This window comes from Cognataquiflexum rubidum (genome assembly GCF_022538115.1).
Classification (GTDB): Bacteria; Bacteroidota; Bacteroidia; order Cytophagales; family Cyclobacteriaceae; genus Cognataquiflexum; species Cognataquiflexum rubidum.
This window is the reverse complement of record NZ_JAKZAL010000013.1, coordinates 94,436-111,896: the sequence shown is the minus strand read 5'-3', so window position 1 is coordinate 111,896 and position 17,461 is coordinate 94,436. Positions and strand designations below refer to the sequence as shown.

Here is a 17,461-nt window from a genome sequence, read left to right as displayed (position 1 = left end):
ATTTATCCGTTCCTTTAATTGAATTTATTATTTTCAAGATATGAATAAAGAAAAAGCATTGGATATTCCTTCAGCAGTTTCCAAACTCCGGGAAGGTGATGAAAAAGCTTTTTCACAATTATTCGAATTTTTTAAGCATAAGATTTTCAACACCTCCAAAAAGATGAACCTTTCATCTGAAGACGCAGAAGAGATTGTTCAGGAAGTATTTTTGATCATTTGGAAAACCAGACAAAATCTAAATTCAGAACTTTCATTCAATGCCTACCTTCTTACCATCCTCAAATCACTGATCATCAAAAAGGCCAAGAAAGAAGCAAAGCGAATTGCTTATGAAGTCTATGCCTTTTCAAATCTGGAAATTGAAACAAACGAGACTGAGCTTGAGATAGAATATTCGGAGTTTGAAAGGATTTCCATTTCTGAAATCGAAAAATTACCCAAAACACAAAAGGCGATTTTCAAAATGAAAAATTATGACAATCTTCATTCAGGTGAGATTGCCGAAAAATTGGGCATTTCCAAAAGAACCGTTGAAAGCCATATTTATGTGGCTACAAAGTCGATTAAAAACAAACTCCAAAAAAAATACCTCATTGCCATCAAATCTTTGGCAATCGGACTTATCTATTACTTTTTTTAATCATCCAATACAGGATATTCATTCAAATATTTTTCGTTTTTGAAAATAAATAAAATATTTTCTATTTCTGACTAAGTAAATCCTTTTCGATAAGGCTATATATAGAAAAGGAATTATTGATGAATTATAGCAAACGCGATATTGATAGGTTTTTTGAAGGAAAACTACCTGAAAAAGAGGCAAAAGATTTTTTGACCTGGCTTGATTCACCTGCCGGCGAGGATACCTATAATGCTATTATAGCTGATATTTGGACCAAAGAGGTGGATAATTCTGAACTAATTCAAGATAAAGAAAACGTTCACATTCCTATTTTGGCCGAATCAAAAACCAGAAAAAATACCAACTCCTATCCTACCAAAAAGTCTTCAAGCAAGAAATCAAAATCAATAAAGCTCTCCTTAGGGTTAGCAGCTTCCCTGATTTTGCTTTTTTCAGTAAGCTATGTTTTCTATTTCAACAGCCCTGAAAAAGTGACAGTAGAAACCTCTGTATTTGAAGAAGCAGTAACCATCGAAAGGTCTACCCCAAGAGGAAATAAGAAAATAATCACCCTTCCTGATGGATCTACGGTGGTTTTGAACGCCGAAAGCAAGCTGACCTACTCAAGTGATTTTGCCCAAAACAGAACCATCAAATTAGAAGGGGAAGGATTTTTTGAAGTGGTCAGAGATGAAAAATATCCATTTACAGTAATCACAGAGAATATTGCTACCACGGCTTTGGGGACAAGTTTTAACATCAAGGCATATAAAGGCAATCCCGACATTCAGGTGACCTTGGCCACGGGCAAGGTGAGGGTTCAGAATAATATTGACCAGAACCAAATTGAAATTCAACCCGGACAAGCAGTTTATTATTCAGAAGACAAACACACTTTTGAAAAGAACAATGTCGATTTATCCCATTTTCTAAGCTGGAAAGAAGGTATCCTGCAATTCGAAAAAACTCCTTTCAATCAGGTCGTAGAAGATTTGGAAAGGTGGTACGGAGTAGAAATTAAGGTCATTGGAATTAAAAAATTACCCGAGTATAAATGCTCCGGTACTTTCAAACCCCATGAGTACCTCTCCAATGTCTTAAAAGTATTGAGCTATTCAGTAGATTTTGAATATAAAATAAACGGTAATGAAGTAATTCTAGAATTTAACTAACCTATGCCTATGAAACAAAAAAATGAACCACTCCAAATTTACCCTATTCTTTAAGTCTAAAGAGGGGTTTTTCCTTTACCTATCACCTAAGGAGGTAAAGGAAATCATTATCATAATTTATGATTGACACTAACACAACCCAAAATATGTCACAATCACTACTAAAAACTACGCTTATGGTCTTTAAAAGAACGCTTTTGAGTGCGTTTTTATTGACCATAGCCATGAATGCAGCTTTTGCAAATAGCAATTTGGTCCAGATAAAAAGTATTGATGAGGTTTACATCAAACTTGATATCCGGGAAGGCAGTCTGGAAAACATCCTAAATGCCATAGAAAGCAAAACAGATTACAGCTTTTTTTACACTGAAAAAAACCTGAAGGACAATTCAAATATAGAACTCAGCACCTATGACGGGACAGTAGCTGATGTCCTTTTGGAAGTAGCCAACAAAAAAAACCTTCATTTCAAGCAGGTCAATAATGTCATCAGCGTCAAATCACTTGCGCCGGAAATTTCCTCCAAGAAGATCGACATTGAAGTCAATGACGATTTTGTAGATATCTCGGGAACTGTTACTTCTGAATCGGGTGAAACCTTGCCCGGAGTAGCTATTTCTATTGAAGGTACGACGCAGGGAACAGTTTCAGACATCGACGGAAAATATAAGATATCCGCTCCTGCAGGTTCTACTCTCGTGTTTTCTTACATAGGCTTTGCTCCGCAAAGAATTGAAGTAGGAAATCAATCCATTATCAACGTGGTCATGATTCAAGAAGCCCGGGCTTTGGAAGAAGTCGTCATTGCGGCCTTGGGTATCCAAAAAACCTCTAGAAGTATTGGTTATTCTGCTACAAACGTTGGTTCCGATGAAATGACGATCAACAGGACTCCAAATTTCATGAATGCCCTACAGGGCAAAATTGCCGGTGTGGCAATTTCTCCCATGGGAACCGGTCCGGGAGGAACGACAAAAATCAGAATCAGGGGTCAATCTTCTATTTCCGGCCAAAACAATCCACTGATCGTTGTCAACGGTATTCCGATCGACAATACAAACTTTGGAACAAATCCAGGAAACAGTGGAGCGGACAATTCCATCGGTGTAAGGGGTGGTGGTATCACTTCTGACGGTGGCGATGGTTTGAGTAGTATCAACCCTGATGATATCGAAAGCATGACTGTACTGAAAGGTGCCGCAGCATCTGCATTGTATGGATCTAGGGCAAAAGACGGTGTCATCATGATCAACACCAAATCTAGAGGTGAATCAAAAGGAATTGGAATAACTTATAACTTGAATTACACCAACGAAACACCTTTGGATTTTACAGATTACCAGTATGAGTATGGCCAAGGTGAGCAAGGTGTCAGACCAACAACCGCCAATCCAACTTCAGGACAATGGTCATTTGGTGAGAAATTCGCACCGGGAATGACCCAAGTCCTATTTAATGGAGTCACCGTTCCTTATGTTCCTGTTAGAGGAATCGTTGATGACTTCTTCAGAAACGGTCAGAATACCACCAACTCCATCATGTTGTCTACCTCAAGTGATAAAGGTGGCCTTAGCTTTTCCTTCTCAGATCTAAACAGTAAGGGTATTGTTCCAAACAATTCATTTAACAGAAAGACCATTTATTTAGGCTTTGGCTACCAATTGACCAAAAAGTTAAACTTTAAGGGAAATATCAACTACTCTATCGAGGAAAACAAAAACCCGCCAAACGTAGCCAACCAGGATAACTCCATTCCTACTGCCTTATACAACATGGCCAATTCCATGCCTTTGAATGTTCTGGATGAGAATAAATTTGATATCCTAGGCAACGAAGCTGTTTATTCCAGATTCAGAAACAGAACCAATCCTTATTTTACGCTTGCAAGGCAATTTAACAACATCAAAAGAGATAGGATTTTTGGAAACATTGCTGTGAAATATGACATCACCCCATGGCTTTATATCCAAGGCCGCGTTGGACAGGATTATTGGTCACGAGACCAAGATTTCAACAACTTCCCGACAGGCCAGGCTTCCTTGGCAGCTGCTCCTGCCGGATTTGTCAACGGACTTTATACTCAGGAATCAAGAAGATTCAGAGAAGTCAACGCAGATTTCATCCTTTCTGCAACCAAAGAATTTGGTGATTATGGTATCAATGCCAACATCGGTGGTAACCATATGCAAAGAAGTTTTGATGTGAACAACGTACAGGCAAGGGATTTTGTGGTACGTGATCTTTATACTGTCCAAAACGGCAGGGTTAAAGACCCGATTTTTGACAGGTCAGAGAGAGCCGTAAATTCCCTCTTCGCTTTTGCTGAATTTTCTTATAAAAAGTTCCTTTTTATCAATGGTACTGTAAGAAACGATTGGTTCTCGACACTTTCTCCTGAAAACAGAAGTATTCTTTATCCTTCAGTTTCCACAAGCTGGGTATTTACCGAAAACACAGGAACCACGGGTTGGTTGAATTTCGGAAAATTGAGATTGGCCTATGCTGAAGTGGGCAGTGACTCAGATGTCGGTCCTTATTCCAACGTATTGTTTTATGGCGTCAATGCCAACTTATTCAATAACCAGCCTGTTGGCGGTCCAATTGGCTCCACACTTCCAAATCCAAATTTGAAGCCGATGCGGGTTGCAGAAACTGAAATCGGTATAGATATGAAGATGTTCCAAGGCAGAGTGGCGTTGGATCTTGCAGCCTACAACAAAATCACCAGTGACCAGATTGTAAGTGCCCAGATTTCTGATGCTTCAGGATTTGTCAATACGTCCATCAACAGCGGTCGTAGCAGCAATAAAGGTATCGAAATGTTATTGACCGTAGTACCTGTTGAAACCAATAACTTCACTTGGGAAGCCTCCTTCAACGGAGCCTACAATATCACAGAGGTTTTAAGCTTATTGACTGACACACCTGGTGAGAGAATAACAGTCGGAAATCACGTCTTCAACGGTGAGCTGAGACAGATCGTAGGAGAAGAAATGGGGCAAATTGCAGGATTCGGATATAGAAGAGACGATCAGGGAAGAAGAATATTTGCTGCTAATGGCCTCCCGTTAAGGACCCTTGACCTGATCAATTTTGGAAGTGCCCTTCCAAAGTGGATTGGGGGTATTAATAATGCTTTCAATTATAAAGGCGTCTCTCTTTCCTTCCTAATTGATTTTAGATTGGGTGGTAATATGCTTTCCGGTACCAACTTTAATGCGGTAAGACATGGATTGCATAAAATGACTCTTGAAGGTCGTGAAGGCGGTGTTGTGGGAGATGGCGTCAACTTAGCCGGTGAAAGAAACACTGCTGTTGCTCCGGTCCAGTCTTATTGGGAAGTGGTAAGGTCTCAGGCCTTGGTAGAGCCGGTAATTTACAATTCCGGATTCTGGAAACTGAGACAGATCACTATGGGATATGATTTCACTAAATTCATTCCTGAAAACTTCCCTGTAAGTGCTGTTAAGCTTAATCTCGTTGCCAACAACGTCTTTATTATAAAAAAATGGGTGGATAATATTGACCCAGAATCCTTTGGATATACCTCGGATAATCTTGTTGGAATGGAATCAACAGGACTTCCTACAACAAGAGGCATTGGTTTCAATCTTAATGTCAAATTTTAATCAGAGCAACCATGAAAAAGATATTAAATTTTATCCTCATTGTGCTAATGCTAGGCTACAGCACATCATGTGATCAAAACTTTGATGAGCTCAATACCAACAGAGTAGCTGCTACTTCAATTGATCCGGCATTTCAGTTGAACATCGCTACCGTCAATGCCTCCCCAAATTCTTTTGGGATTTTGGTGTTTGAATTGGGCATTGTGCAGCAGATTATTTCTCCTAACTCCGGGGTATTGACAGGCGCCAACTTCAACCAAGACAACAGGGCTTCCACACAAGACAACTGGCAGAAGTATTACAGGAATGTGATCAAAAATACGAAGGATATCATATCAAGGATTGAAGACGACCCAACCAGAAGCAACTTGTTGCAAATGACAAGGATCATGCAGGCTTATGGATTTATGATACTCACTGACACCTATGGATCCATTCCTTACACTGAAGCCGGAGTCGGTTTCAGCAACCAGATTTTCTATCCAAAATATGATGCCCAAGAGTTGATTTATGCAGATATCATCAAGGAACTTGAAGAGGCATCAGCAGCGCTTAATGCTACCGGGAGAGTGGAGACTGCCGATATCCTTTTTGCAGGCAATATCGACAAATGGAAACGATTTGGATATTCTCTCCTTTTGAGAGCAGGCATGAGGCTTAGCAAAGCAAACCCAACACTTGCCCAACAAACTGTTGCAAAAGCTTTTGCAGGCGGTGTCATTTTAAATAATTCCGACAATGCCGTTATAGTTCATGACGCCAATTACACCAACCCTATTGGTAATACTTTGAATGCTACAGAGGCGGCTAACTTTTACATGACAGAGCCTTTTGTTAACTTCCTAAAAAGTACCAATGACCCGAGGTTAGGAGCAATTGCTGTAAGGTATGTAGGTGCCAAATCAGGTTCTGAACAAGTTCCAGCCAGACAATCTATTGATCCTGCTGTTCAGATCGGAATGCCGATGGGCAATGATAACGCTACTGCGGTCACTGCTGCAGCAAACCTCGGCTTGGCAAGTTTCTATGAGTTCAGTCAAGTTGATAGAAGAAGAGTTGCGAAAATAACAGGTCCGGGATTTATGGTTACAGCTTCCCAGACAAACCTTTTGCTGGCAGAAGCAAGACAAAGAGGTTGGATTACTACAGGTACTGCAGCAGAGTATTTCCAAGCAGGTGTCAGAGCGCATATGGTGCAAATGGCTTTGCATGATGCGGCTTCTACCATTCCCGCTCCGGCAATTGATGCCTACATCACCGCTAATCCTTTGGTAGATGCTACTGCGCTACAGCAGATAAATACGCAATACTGGGTTTCATCTCTGATGAATGGCCCAGAATCCTTTGCCAACTTCCGTCGGTCAGGATTCCCTACCCTTCAGGCAAATCCATTCCCGGGAAGAGAAGTATTGTTTATCAATAGATTGACCTATCCCAACTCTGAAATTTCGGTGAATTCCGAAAATGTAAGCGCAGCTATCGCAGCCCAAGGGGACGATGACCTTGAAACAAGGGTTTGGTGGCATAAGTAATTCCTTTTGAAGGTTCGGTTTATACCGAACCTTCATTTTCCCAAACATCAATTATTAATTTTCAACCAACATGACTAGGAAAATAATCCCTGTTCTTCTATGCTGTTTCCTATTGGTAAGCAGTATCCAAGCCCAACAAATCACAAAAGACGAGTTGATTTACCTAACCCGTGAATGGAAGGGAGAAAGATTTGATGATGGAAGACCAAAGGTCTCCGATGACCTTTTGAAGAGAATGAGGCTAGTCACGCATGATGAGGCATGGGCTGTCATGAGAAATGCCGGATATAAATATCAGTATGCGGATGGTTGGCAAATCATCAATCCTGACAGCATTCTTATCGGAAGGGCTGTCACAGCCACTTTCTTACCCGGCCGTCCTGATATTCACAATGCCATAGACGACAGAGGGAAAAAAGAAGGCAAGCGGGGACAAAACTCTTGGCCTGTAGATTTATTGGTCAAAGGAGATGTCTACGTAGCCGATCAATTTGGAATTCAGATAGACGGACCGACCATTGGCGATAATGTGGGTAATGCCATCTATGCAAAAACAGGAAATGGTATCGTCTACGATGGTGCTATCAGGGATGTCACAGGATTGAAAGAAATCGGTGGATTTACCTCCTACTATACAAGCTACCATCCCTCCCACCATAATCAACAGGGAAATTTGAATACCATGCTAACCGGAATAAACCAACCCACCAAAATCCGTCAAGTGACCGTGATGGCAGGTGACGTGGTATTGGGAAGAGATGGTGGTGTGTCCTTTATCCCGGCTCATTTGGTGGAGCAGGTGGTCATCACTTCCGAGGTGGTCAGACTTAGGGACATGTTTGGCCACGAAAGACTGCGTGCAGGAATTTATACCGCAGGCCAGATTGATACGAGGTGGTCCGATGACATTGAAAGGGATTTTTCAAAATGGCTCAATGAACATATTGATGAGCTCCCAATTCCCCGTGAACAGATTCAGGAAATATTGAAGAAAAGGACTTGGTAAAGCATTAACCCAAAATCTCTCCGCATGAAAACCGATAACAACAGACGTTCATTTATCCATAAAAGCCTCATGGCAGGAGTTGCTACTTCAGCCCTTATTCCGGGTTTTGGCTCGGAATTGATTGCAGCTGTGGACAGAGGTCCAAAATATTCCAATCCCTCCGACCTTAAAATCACCGGAATCAAAACAGCCTTCATGAAAGGTCATGGAACCCATATGTTTGTCAAACTGACAACCAATCAGGGTATTACCGGATATGGAGAAGCAATGGATGCCGTCAGAGGGACGTATGGCGTAGCGACGGGGACTGAAGGTTGGGACAATATGACCCAATTTTTGATTGGCCAAAATCCTTTGGATATCAATAAGATCGTAGAACAGATTCTGAGAAGAGGACATTTTGGTGGAGCTCAGGGCGGCATGTATGTAGCAGTTCTTACCGGAATTGAGATTGCCTTGTGGGATTTGGCCGGGAAGGCCATGAACCAGCCTGTTTATCGTCTGATGGGTGGAAAGTTCAGGGACAAGATTCGCTTGTATTGTGATGGTGCAAGCAGCTCCGAAAGTCCGGAAGACATGGCTGCAGGCGCTATGGAAGTGAAAAATGCCGGTTTCTCTGCAATCAAGTTTGATCTTGATTGGGCAGGTGACCCTTCAAAACAGGATGAATTCAACAGGACTGCTTCCAATGGGGAAATTGACCGGATGGTGAAGCAGATTACCGCCGTCAGGGAAGCCATTGGTATGAATATGGACCTCTGCCTCGATGCCCATGGCAGGTATGACTTGCCTTCGGGAATCCAGATTGCCAAAGAAATGGAGCAATTCAAACTCATGTTTTTAGAAGAACCTGTTCCTGCCGAAAATCTCGACAGTCTACGAGAAATCACGAGTCAGACAACCACTCCAATCTGTACCGGAGAAAACCAATATCTGGCCCATGACTTCAGAAAAATACTTGAAAAACAGGCGGCCGACATCGTCATGCCCGACCTGCACAAATGCGGTGGCCTAGGTGAAGGTCAGCGGATTGCAAACCTTGCCAACTTATACTACGTGCCCGTTGCTCCCCACATGGTGGCCTCTCCTTTTGGTGCTATGGCCGCTTGTCATTGTTGTGCTTCCATTTCCAATTTTCTTTGTTTAGAATGGCATTGGTTCTCCAAATGGAAACAATGGGATGAACTGATCCTTGAAGCACCATTGATTAAAGAAGGATATATCCATCTCACAGACCGGCCAGGTGTGGGCGTCACACCCAATGAAGAAGCCATCAGGAAATATGCGGTAGCAGATGCCCCTTTCTTTTGATTAAAATTCTCCTTGACATTTATAAAAATTTAATCTCAATATAACCTAGCATATGAAAAACAGCAAAGACAGCAGAAGGTCATTTATTCAAAAAGGATTGGTGGCAGGCCTTACGGGTGGTGCACTTTTGTCAACATTTGGACAAGGACTGAATGCTGCTGTGGACAGACAGTCCCCTTTTTCCAATCCTTCTGACCTCAAAATCACCGATGTAAAATGTGCTTATGTCCGTGGAGCACTTTATGTAAAAATCTATACAAATCAGGATGTTTGGGGATGCGGAGAGGCAGTTGATGCCATCCATGGGACTTACCATTTGGTCAAAAGAATGGGAAACCAAATCAAGGGACAAAGCCCCCTCAATCCCAACCGGATCGCCGAACAATTGAGAAAAGGAGCTTTTTTTGGAGGGGCACAATCAGGGGTTTTTGTGGCCGTCATGACCGCCATCGAAACTGCACTTTGGGACTTAACCGGAAAGGTGTTTGGAGTTCCTGTTTACCAATTATTGGGAGGAAAATTCAGAGATAAAATCCGGGTTTATTGTGATACGGCTTTATACACCTCTACCAACCCTTCCCCGCAAGATTATGCAAAAGCGGCAAGAGGCGCTGTGGACAGGGGCTATAATGCGGTAAAATTTGACGTGGATGACGCTAGGGATCCCAATAAATATGATCGGTTCAATTGGACTGCCAATCCAATGGAAATAGAAAGAATGTACAATGCCATCGCGGCAGTACGCCAAGAAGTCGGTCCCAACATTGATATCTGTGTCGACATGCACGGAAGATATGATGCCGTCACCGGTCTCAAAATGGCCAAAATGTATGAAGACTTGAATCTAATGTTTTTGGAGGAGCCGATACCGGCAGACAATCCTGAGGTCTACAAATCGATAACTACACAGACCTCCACTCCCATTTGCACCGGGGAAAACATCTATTTAGCATATGGATTTACAAGATTGCTTTCAGAATCAGCCATAGACATTATCATGCCTGATATCCAAAAAGCAGGAGGATTGGGTGAAGCTCAGCGCATTGCAAATCTTGCAAACCTGTATTATGTTCCTTTTGCACCTCACATGGTAGCCTCATTTCTTGGAGCAATGGCGAGTTGTCATGTTTGCGCTTCTGTTCCCAATTTCATGATCATGGAATGGCAGATTTACATGGATACGGATCAGCTTTGGAAGGATATTGTGACCTATGATGGTCCAAGAACAGAAAACGGATTCATCACACTTTCTGAAAAACCGGGAATTGGGGTGGAAATCAATGAAGAAGGAATGAAAAAGCATGCGGTAAAGGATTTACCGTTTTTCGAATAGAATTTACAAAAACCAAATGACCATGAATCATAAAAACAGATTTTCGAAAATAATCTTGGTTACAGCCTTGATGATGACCGCAGGATTTGCCGAAGCACAGAATGTGGGTTCGTCCCCCGACTATATCAAAGCGCTGACTTCGGAATGGAAAGGCGAAAGGTTTCCCGACGGAAGGCCAAAAGTTTCTGACCAAATATTGGAAAGGTTGAAAAACATATCTATAGAAGAAGCTTGGGGAGTGTTACGAAACAAAGGCTATCAGAACCAATATGAGGGCAATTGGCAGATTATCCTAGAGGATGAAGCCATGACAGGCCGGGTTGTGACTGCACAATACATGCCTCTAAGACCGGATCTTCAAAATCAGGTAAAAGAACAAGGGGTCAACAAAGAAGGGCGTTCCCCAAAAGGAGGCACCAATTCATGGCCAATTGATATCCTGACAAACGGCGATGTCTACGTGGCCGACGGATACGGCAAAATCGCTGACGGAACCCTGATCGGGGATAATCTTGGCAATTCCATTTATGCCAAATCCAAACGTGGTGTGATTTTTTACGGATCTGTAAGGGACCAAGAAGGCCTATCTGAAATCAAAGGATTCAACGCCTGGCACAAAGGCCAAGATCCTTCTTTCATCAATCAGATGATGCTTACCTCCATCAACGCCCCAATCAGGGTTGGAAGGGCTACCGTACTTCCCGGAGACGTCGTTTTAGCAAAAAAATATGGCGTAATATTCATCCCTGCGCATTTGGTAGAGGACTTGGTACTTACGTCTGAAGTGACCGGATTGAGAGATGAATTTGGACATCTAAGACTTCGCGAAGGAAAATACCTCGCCGGTGAAATAGACAGTGAATGGACAGAAGCGATTAAAAAAGATTTTCTCGATTGGTTAAATAACTATCCTGGAAAACTACCGATGTCAAAGCAAGAATTGGACAACTACCTCAAGGAGCGTAATTATTGATTTTCTTCATTTCTCCCAAATAAACTTTCAACAATAAACCAAAATAAAGATGAAAAACACCTTAAAAAGCATCATTTCGGATCAAAAGGAAAAAGAGCGGCAATATGCCGTACAAAGACAGGCTGAAATCGACCATATCGACACCAAAGCGAATAGAAGAGATTTTTTGAAAAAAACCGCATTGGGTGGAATGTCACTGACAGCATTGATGGGATTGAGTTTTGAAGACAGCATGGCCCAAACCACTTCCAAAGTCCAAAAAGCCTCTGCTCCTTCAGATTTAAAAATTACAGATCTTAGGTATTGTGTTACTACTGTTTTGGGTCGGACTGCGATAATCAGAATAGACACCAACCAAGGTATCTACGGTCTAGGAGAGGTAAGAGATGGTGCCGACCCGCGCTACGCATTGATGCTCAAGAGTAGGATACTTGGCGAAAACCCATGTAATGTGGAGAAGATTTTCAAAATCATCAAGCAGTTTGGCGGACAAGCCCGTCAGGCTGGTGGTGTCTGTGCTGTGGAAATGGCATTATGGGATCTTTGTGGAAAAGCCTACAATGTACCTGCATGGCAATTATTGGGAGGAAGATATAGAGATAGCGTCAGGCTTTACGCAGATACCCCTACCGGAGAAACCCCCGAAGACCAAAAAGAGAAAATCAAATACCGTACTGAGGTTCAAGGATATTCTTGGCTTAAAATGGACGTATCCATCAATCAGGTCAAAAACATCCCCGGCACGCTGAACAACACTTCGATAATGAACCAAAATTCAAGTCAGTGGCAAGGCGGTTATATGTCTTATGCAAATACAAAACACGCCTTTACAGGAGTTCAGATCACAGAAAAAGGTTTGGATGAATTAGCTAAAATAGTACATAATGTCAGAGAAATGGTTGGTTATGAAATTCCGATTTCGACTGATCACTATGGACATATTGATGTCAACAACTGTATCAAACTCGGTAAAGTATTGGAAAAATATAATTTGGCTTGGTTGGAAGACATGGTGCCTTGGCAATGGACCGAGCAGCATAAAACGATCACAGATGCTTTGGAAACTCCAACAACTACCGGAGAGGATATTTTCCTATTGGAAAACTTCAAAGACCTCATCCATAACCATGCAGTAGATATCGTCCATCCGGACCTTGCTTCGTCGGGCGGTTTGTTAGAAACAAAAAGGGTCGGCGATTATGCAGAAGAGTTTGGAATCGCTATGGCGATGCACCAAGCAGGTACACCGGTTTCCTTTATGGCAAACGTTCATTGCGCTGCAGCAACCCAGAATTTCCTTTCATTGGAACATCATTCTGTGGATCTTCCTTGGTGGGAAGATATGGTCAAAACCACAGATGGAGGTAAAATGATTGTCAAAGGATATGCCCCTGTTTCTCTGACTGCCCCTGGATTAGGAATTGAATTGAACGACGAAGTTGTCAAACAACATCTTCATAAATCAGATTCGTCCTACTTTGCACCTACCACGGAATGGGATGAGAAGAGGTCCCACGACAGAACTTGGAGCTAAGTAGATTGATTGTGTTAGTGCCATCCGAAAGCTGGGAGCAATCCCGGTTTTCGGATATTTTTGCTATAATAGTGTACCAAAAACAACCTTGATATCCTTTGAAAAATCCCGTAATCAAAATCGCCACAATTCTTTCAGTCATTTTGCTCCTTACATCACTTGGGATTACTCTTTTCAAGGGATTGGAACACTCGGGACCCTATTGGATTCTTTTTTTGATTGCTCTTGGTATCATGTTTAGAGGATATGACAAGCTTAAAGGCTTTACGTACACAGTAATGATTTTTGCCTGCGTGACTGCAGCTATGTTTTACCCGGTTACATTTGTTCAGGTTGGAGATTACAAATTGAGTGGACTGATTGTTCCTCTTCTGCAGATCATCATGTTCGGCATGGGAACATCAATGAGTTTGGGAGATTTTGCAGGTGTGGTCAAAATGCCCAAGGGAGTAATTATCGGGATTATGCTTCAGTTTACCATCATGCCATTTATAGGTTATACCTTGGCAAAACTAAGCGGTTTTCCACCGGAAATCGCAGCTGGAATTATCTTAATCGGATGCTCTCCGAGCGGGATGGCATCCAACGTGATGAGCTTTTTGGCCAAAGCTAACCTTGCTTTATCGATTACAATTACTGCATTTACGACAATGCTTGCCCCATTTGTAACTCCTGTCTTGATGGGATGGTTAGCGGGAGAATTTGTGGAAGTGGATGTATGGAAAATGGTTTGGGATATCATCAAAATTGTGATTATTCCAATTGGCGCAGGATTGATTTTCAATAAATTCCTAAGTGGAAAAGTAAAGTGGCTTGACGCGGCGATGCCGTTGGTTTCCATGATCGGGATTGCTTTGATCATTACCATCATCACTGCTGCAGGACGGGATAGCTTATTAAATATCGGTCCGATTTTGATTCTATTGGTGGTTTTTCACAACCTGGCAGGTTACACTTTAGGTTATTGGGCAGCCAAATTATTCAGGATGAATGAACGAGACTGCCGAACTTTGGCATTGGAGGTGGGAATGCAAAATGCAGGTTTGGCATCAGGAATAGCCAAAGAAATGGGCAAAATTGCTACGGTGGGTCTTGCTTCTGCTGTCTTTGGACCATTTATGAATATCACCGGATCAATATTGGCTTCTTATTGGCATCGAAAGCCGCCGAAGGATTAAGTGTCGAAATTCTTTATTGATTGATCCTATTTTTGTCGCTTTCTTTTGAAAAAACTATTGTCCTCAAAAAAACTTCGCAACTTACTAAATGGAGAAAGCCTGTGATAGGAAGCATATAGAAAAATCAGTCCCATAAAAATAATCATGGGTCCTCCAACAACATTTAATTCTAAATTTCTTTTTGTTCCGATAATTGCAATATTTTTTATTGACATGTAAATCCCAATAAGAACAAACAATATTTAAAACAAAAAGAAACCTAAATCTTCAAAAAATTTCATTATTGCTTGTCGATTTCTTCCAAATTTACCAAAAAAGAATCCAATGCTTTTTCAACCAACTGATTCAAAGACACACCCATTTCTGTTGCCTTTAAAAAAGCCTTTTGGTGGATTTTTGGCTGAACCCTAACATTGAAACTTCCCTTGAAAGATTTGAAAGGTGATTTTCCAACCTCATTACAAATTACCAAATAATCTTCAACAGCTTCTTTGAATGCTGCTTTTAGTTCTTCCACTGTAGAACCCTCAAATGTCACCAAATCATCAATCCCTTCAAGCCTACCATAAAACACCTCATCTTCAGCACTGAAGGAAACTGAACCAATAAAACCTTCATGTTTCAGGATATTTTTCATAATAAATACTCTTTTCTTAGAACCTCAATCAACATGTCAATTACGTATAATTTTATAATATTTCCCGGATGAGGCTTGTGAATACGAATTATCGATTGACTTTCTAGTCTAAAAAAAGCCATTCTTGATCCAGATGTTTTACCGAGCTTTCTTTCTTGGTATCCTAGTTTATTCAAAAGACTCACCATTTCATCAAATGTAAAATCCTTTGGACGTGAAAGCAGTCTCTCTTTTAACTTATCCAATCTTGACATTATAAATGTAACTGTTTTTTGGTTGCAAATTAATCAATCAATAAAAATATCTGAAAAGTAAGATAGTCCAATTTTAATTAAACTAAAAACACTACAAGAATAAACTCTCCAGAATTAAAACCCTGAAGAGCATAATGATAAATAATAAAAAGATTGTGACTAAAAATGCTTCCAGCCCTGTGCCTTCAAAGAAACTACTGTTCCACTTTTGGTTACCATCAGTTTGCCATCCTCAGCTTTGGTCACATGACCTATAAAATGGATATCGGGGTGTTTCTCTAATTTGGAAAAATCTTTTTGGTCAATCGTAAAGAGCAATTCATAATCCTCCCCCCCATTCAACACACAGGTAATCGGATCGAGATTCAGTTCTACAGCGGTATCAAAAGTCTGTTTGTCAATCGGCAGTTTGTCTTCATAGATCGTCACTCCCACTCCTGAAGCTTTGCAGATATGAAAAAGCTCCGAAGCCAAACCATCAGAAACATCTATCATACTTGTCGGGACAACTTCCATTTCCCGCATTTCATGGATGATGTCCATCCTTGCCTCGGGACGAAGCTGACGGCCTGTCACATATTGGAAACCGTCCAATTCAGGAGTCATTTCCGGATTGGCAAGATAGACTTGCTTTTCCCTTTCCAATATCTGCAATCCTACCAAAGCGCCTCCCAAATCGCCTGTCACGCAGACAATGTCATTGACTTTGGCACCTGACCTGAAGCTGAGTTGTTCTTTTTTTGCTTCTCCGATGGCTGTAATGGATATGACCAAACCTGACCGTGAAGCCGTGGTATCCCCGCCTATTACATCTACTCCGTAATGTTCCGCTGCGGCGTTGATTCCCGAATACAATGCATCTACAGCTTCTACCGAAAACCTGTTTGACAAAGCGATGCTTACTGTAATCTGTTTGGGAATGGCATTCATGGCCGCCACATCGGAGACATTCACTGCCACAGCCTTAAATCCCAAATGCGGCAATGGTGCATAAGAAAGATCAAAATGTACCCCTTCCAAGAGTAAATCTGTAGTGACTACCTTTACATGATCTCCCGCATCTAGGACCGCCGCATCATCTCCGATACCGAATGAAGTAGAACTGTTTTTGATTATAATACTTTCTCTAAGGTGTTCAATTAGACCAAACTCCCCTATTTCACCTATTTCTGTTCTTTTATCTGACATTATGTTCTTTTTAAATGGAGATTTCTCCAATTACGTTTTAAGCAATGAAAATTTTTCGAAGGTAATTTTCAAATCTTTCATCCCGATGGCTATCGGGATTTCAATCTTTCAATTCTCTCAACCTTTTTTCTCTTGGCACAATTCCACCAAAACCCCATTGGTCGATCGGGGATGCAAAAATACAACTATTTTGTTGTCGGCACCTTCTTTGGGTGTTTCGTTGAGAATCTCAAAACCTTCACTTTTCAACCTGTCCATTTCAGCATAAATATCTTCGACATCAAATGCGATGTGGTGGACTCCCTCGGATTTTTTATCAATAAACTTTGCAATGGGGCTATCAGTTCTAGTCGCTTCCAACAATTCGATTTTTGTCTCTCCAATCATAAAAAACGAGGTCTTTACCCCTTCCCCTTCCACCACTTCTTCCTTATAATTTTCCCTGCCCAATAATTTCGAAAACAGTTCATTGGATTTTTCCAGATCCTTAACCGCAATCCCCAAATGTTCTATTTTTCTCATTTCAATAATTATTTATCTTTGCTACTGAATTTATTCCGCCTGAAGCATGTTAACTTCATGCTTTAGACAACCGAATTTAATACTTAAAGATATGATAACTGTTTCTGAAAAGGCAAAGGAAAGAATCCTTTCATTGAGAAAAGAAGAAGGACGAACCGAAAATGAAAACATCAGGGTTTCTGTAAAAGGAGGCGGATGTTCAGGATTGATGTATGATCTTGGATTTGATGCCAGTTTGGTGGAGACTGACCATATCTTTGAAGACAAAGGCATCAAGATCCTGGTGGATAGAAAAAGCTTGCTTTACCTTGCAGGGACGGTTCTTGAGTTTACCGATGGATTGAATGGTAAAGGTTTCCAATTTGTCAATCCAAATGCATCAAGAACCTGTGGATGCGGAGAAAGCTTCTCGGTATAAATCAACATTTTCAAAACCAATCTAAATTTTTGAATTAGAACATCCAAAAGTTCCCCTTGGGGAATTATTGGAAGTTCAAGTAAAAATATCCGGTTTAGACGAGTAGCATACCAAAACTTCAAATTCCCTCTGTTCTTTACCATAATCTT

At 41.3% G+C, this 17,461-nt stretch carries 14 protein-coding genes; 11 read left to right on the top strand and 3 right to left on the bottom strand.

Going from position 1 to position 17,461, the window contains the following annotated elements; translation table 11 throughout:
• Positions 1-40: 40 nt before the first annotated feature.
• The 10 genes from MMU05_RS14665 to MMU05_RS14620 all read left to right on the top strand — a co-directional run bounded on the left by MMU05_RS14665 (position 41) and on the right by MMU05_RS14620 (position 14,293).
• Positions 41-643 carry an RNA polymerase sigma factor gene (locus MMU05_RS14665; RefSeq protein ID WP_241142430.1) on the top strand — a complete coding sequence of 201 codons (603 nt, stop codon included), beginning with the start codon at positions 41-43 and terminating at the stop codon, positions 641-643.
• Positions 644-762: 119 nt separating this feature from the next.
• A complete protein-coding gene (locus MMU05_RS14660) occupies positions 763-1,797 on the top strand; it encodes a FecR family protein (RefSeq protein ID WP_241142429.1) in 1,035 nt (344 codons plus the stop codon).
• Positions 1,798-1,943: 146 nt separating this feature from the next.
• Positions 1,944-5,426: a SusC/RagA family TonB-linked outer membrane protein gene (locus MMU05_RS14655; RefSeq protein ID WP_241142428.1), complete on the top strand. Its 3,483-nt coding sequence runs from the start codon at positions 1,944-1,946 to the stop codon at positions 5,424-5,426.
• An 11-nt stretch (positions 5,427-5,437) separates the two neighbouring features.
• Positions 5,438-6,958 (top strand): SusD/RagB family nutrient-binding outer membrane lipoprotein, encoded by a 1,521-nt coding sequence (locus MMU05_RS14650; protein ID WP_241142427.1) that lies wholly within the window; start codon positions 5,438-5,440, stop codon positions 6,956-6,958.
• 70 nt (positions 6,959-7,028) lie between these two features.
• Entirely contained in the window at positions 7,029-7,964 is a 936-nt protein-coding gene (locus MMU05_RS14645; RefSeq protein ID WP_241142426.1) for an RraA family protein, read from the top strand.
• 24 nt (positions 7,965-7,988) lie between these two features.
• Complete coding sequence (locus tag MMU05_RS14640; protein ID WP_241142425.1) at positions 7,989-9,275, top strand: mandelate racemase/muconate lactonizing enzyme family protein; 1,287 nt, start codon at positions 7,989-7,991, stop codon at positions 9,273-9,275.
• A gap of 52 nt (positions 9,276-9,327) precedes the next feature.
• On the top strand, positions 9,328-10,608 hold the full coding sequence (locus MMU05_RS14635) for a mandelate racemase/muconate lactonizing enzyme family protein (protein ID WP_241142424.1): 1,281 nt from the start codon (positions 9,328-9,330) through the stop codon (positions 10,606-10,608).
• 70 nt (positions 10,609-10,678) lie between these two features.
• Entirely contained in the window at positions 10,679-11,581 is a 903-nt protein-coding gene (locus MMU05_RS14630) for an RraA family protein (RefSeq protein ID WP_241142478.1), read from the top strand.
• 49 nt (positions 11,582-11,630) lie between these two features.
• Positions 11,631-13,115, top strand: coding sequence for a mandelate racemase/muconate lactonizing enzyme family protein (locus MMU05_RS14625; RefSeq protein WP_241142423.1), 1,485 nt, complete (start codon positions 11,631-11,633; stop codon positions 13,113-13,115).
• A gap of 98 nt (positions 13,116-13,213) precedes the next feature.
• Complete coding sequence (locus tag MMU05_RS14620) at positions 13,214-14,293, top strand: bile acid:sodium symporter family protein (protein ID WP_241142422.1); 1,080 nt, start codon at positions 13,214-13,216, stop codon at positions 14,291-14,293.
• 280 nt (positions 14,294-14,573) lie between these two features.
• On the opposite strand, the gene MMU05_RS14615 is transcribed toward MMU05_RS14620, so the two are convergent.
• The 3 genes from MMU05_RS14615 to mce all read right to left on the bottom strand — a co-directional run bounded on the left by MMU05_RS14615 (position 14,574) and on the right by mce (position 16,894).
• Positions 14,574-14,930 carry a type II toxin-antitoxin system HicB family antitoxin gene (locus MMU05_RS14615; protein ID WP_241142421.1) on the bottom strand — a complete coding sequence of 119 codons (357 nt, stop codon included), beginning with the start codon at positions 14,928-14,930 and terminating at the stop codon, positions 14,574-14,576.
• Positions 14,931-15,343: 413 nt separating this feature from the next.
• The gene (gene thiL / locus MMU05_RS14605) at positions 15,344-16,372 is read right to left on the bottom strand and encodes a thiamine-phosphate kinase (RefSeq protein WP_241142420.1); all 1,029 of its coding nucleotides are present in this window, start codon (positions 16,370-16,372) and stop codon (positions 15,344-15,346) included.
• A 117-nt stretch (positions 16,373-16,489) separates the two neighbouring features.
• Positions 16,490-16,894 (bottom strand): methylmalonyl-CoA epimerase, encoded by a 405-nt coding sequence (mce, locus tag MMU05_RS14600; protein WP_241142419.1) that lies wholly within the window; start codon positions 16,892-16,894, stop codon positions 16,490-16,492.
• A gap of 91 nt (positions 16,895-16,985) precedes the next feature.
• On the opposite strand from mce, the gene MMU05_RS14595 reads away from it, so the two are divergent.
• Positions 16,986-17,312, top strand: coding sequence for a HesB/IscA family protein (locus MMU05_RS14595; protein WP_241142418.1), 327 nt, complete (start codon positions 16,986-16,988; stop codon positions 17,310-17,312).
• Positions 17,313-17,461 lie beyond the last annotated feature (149 nt).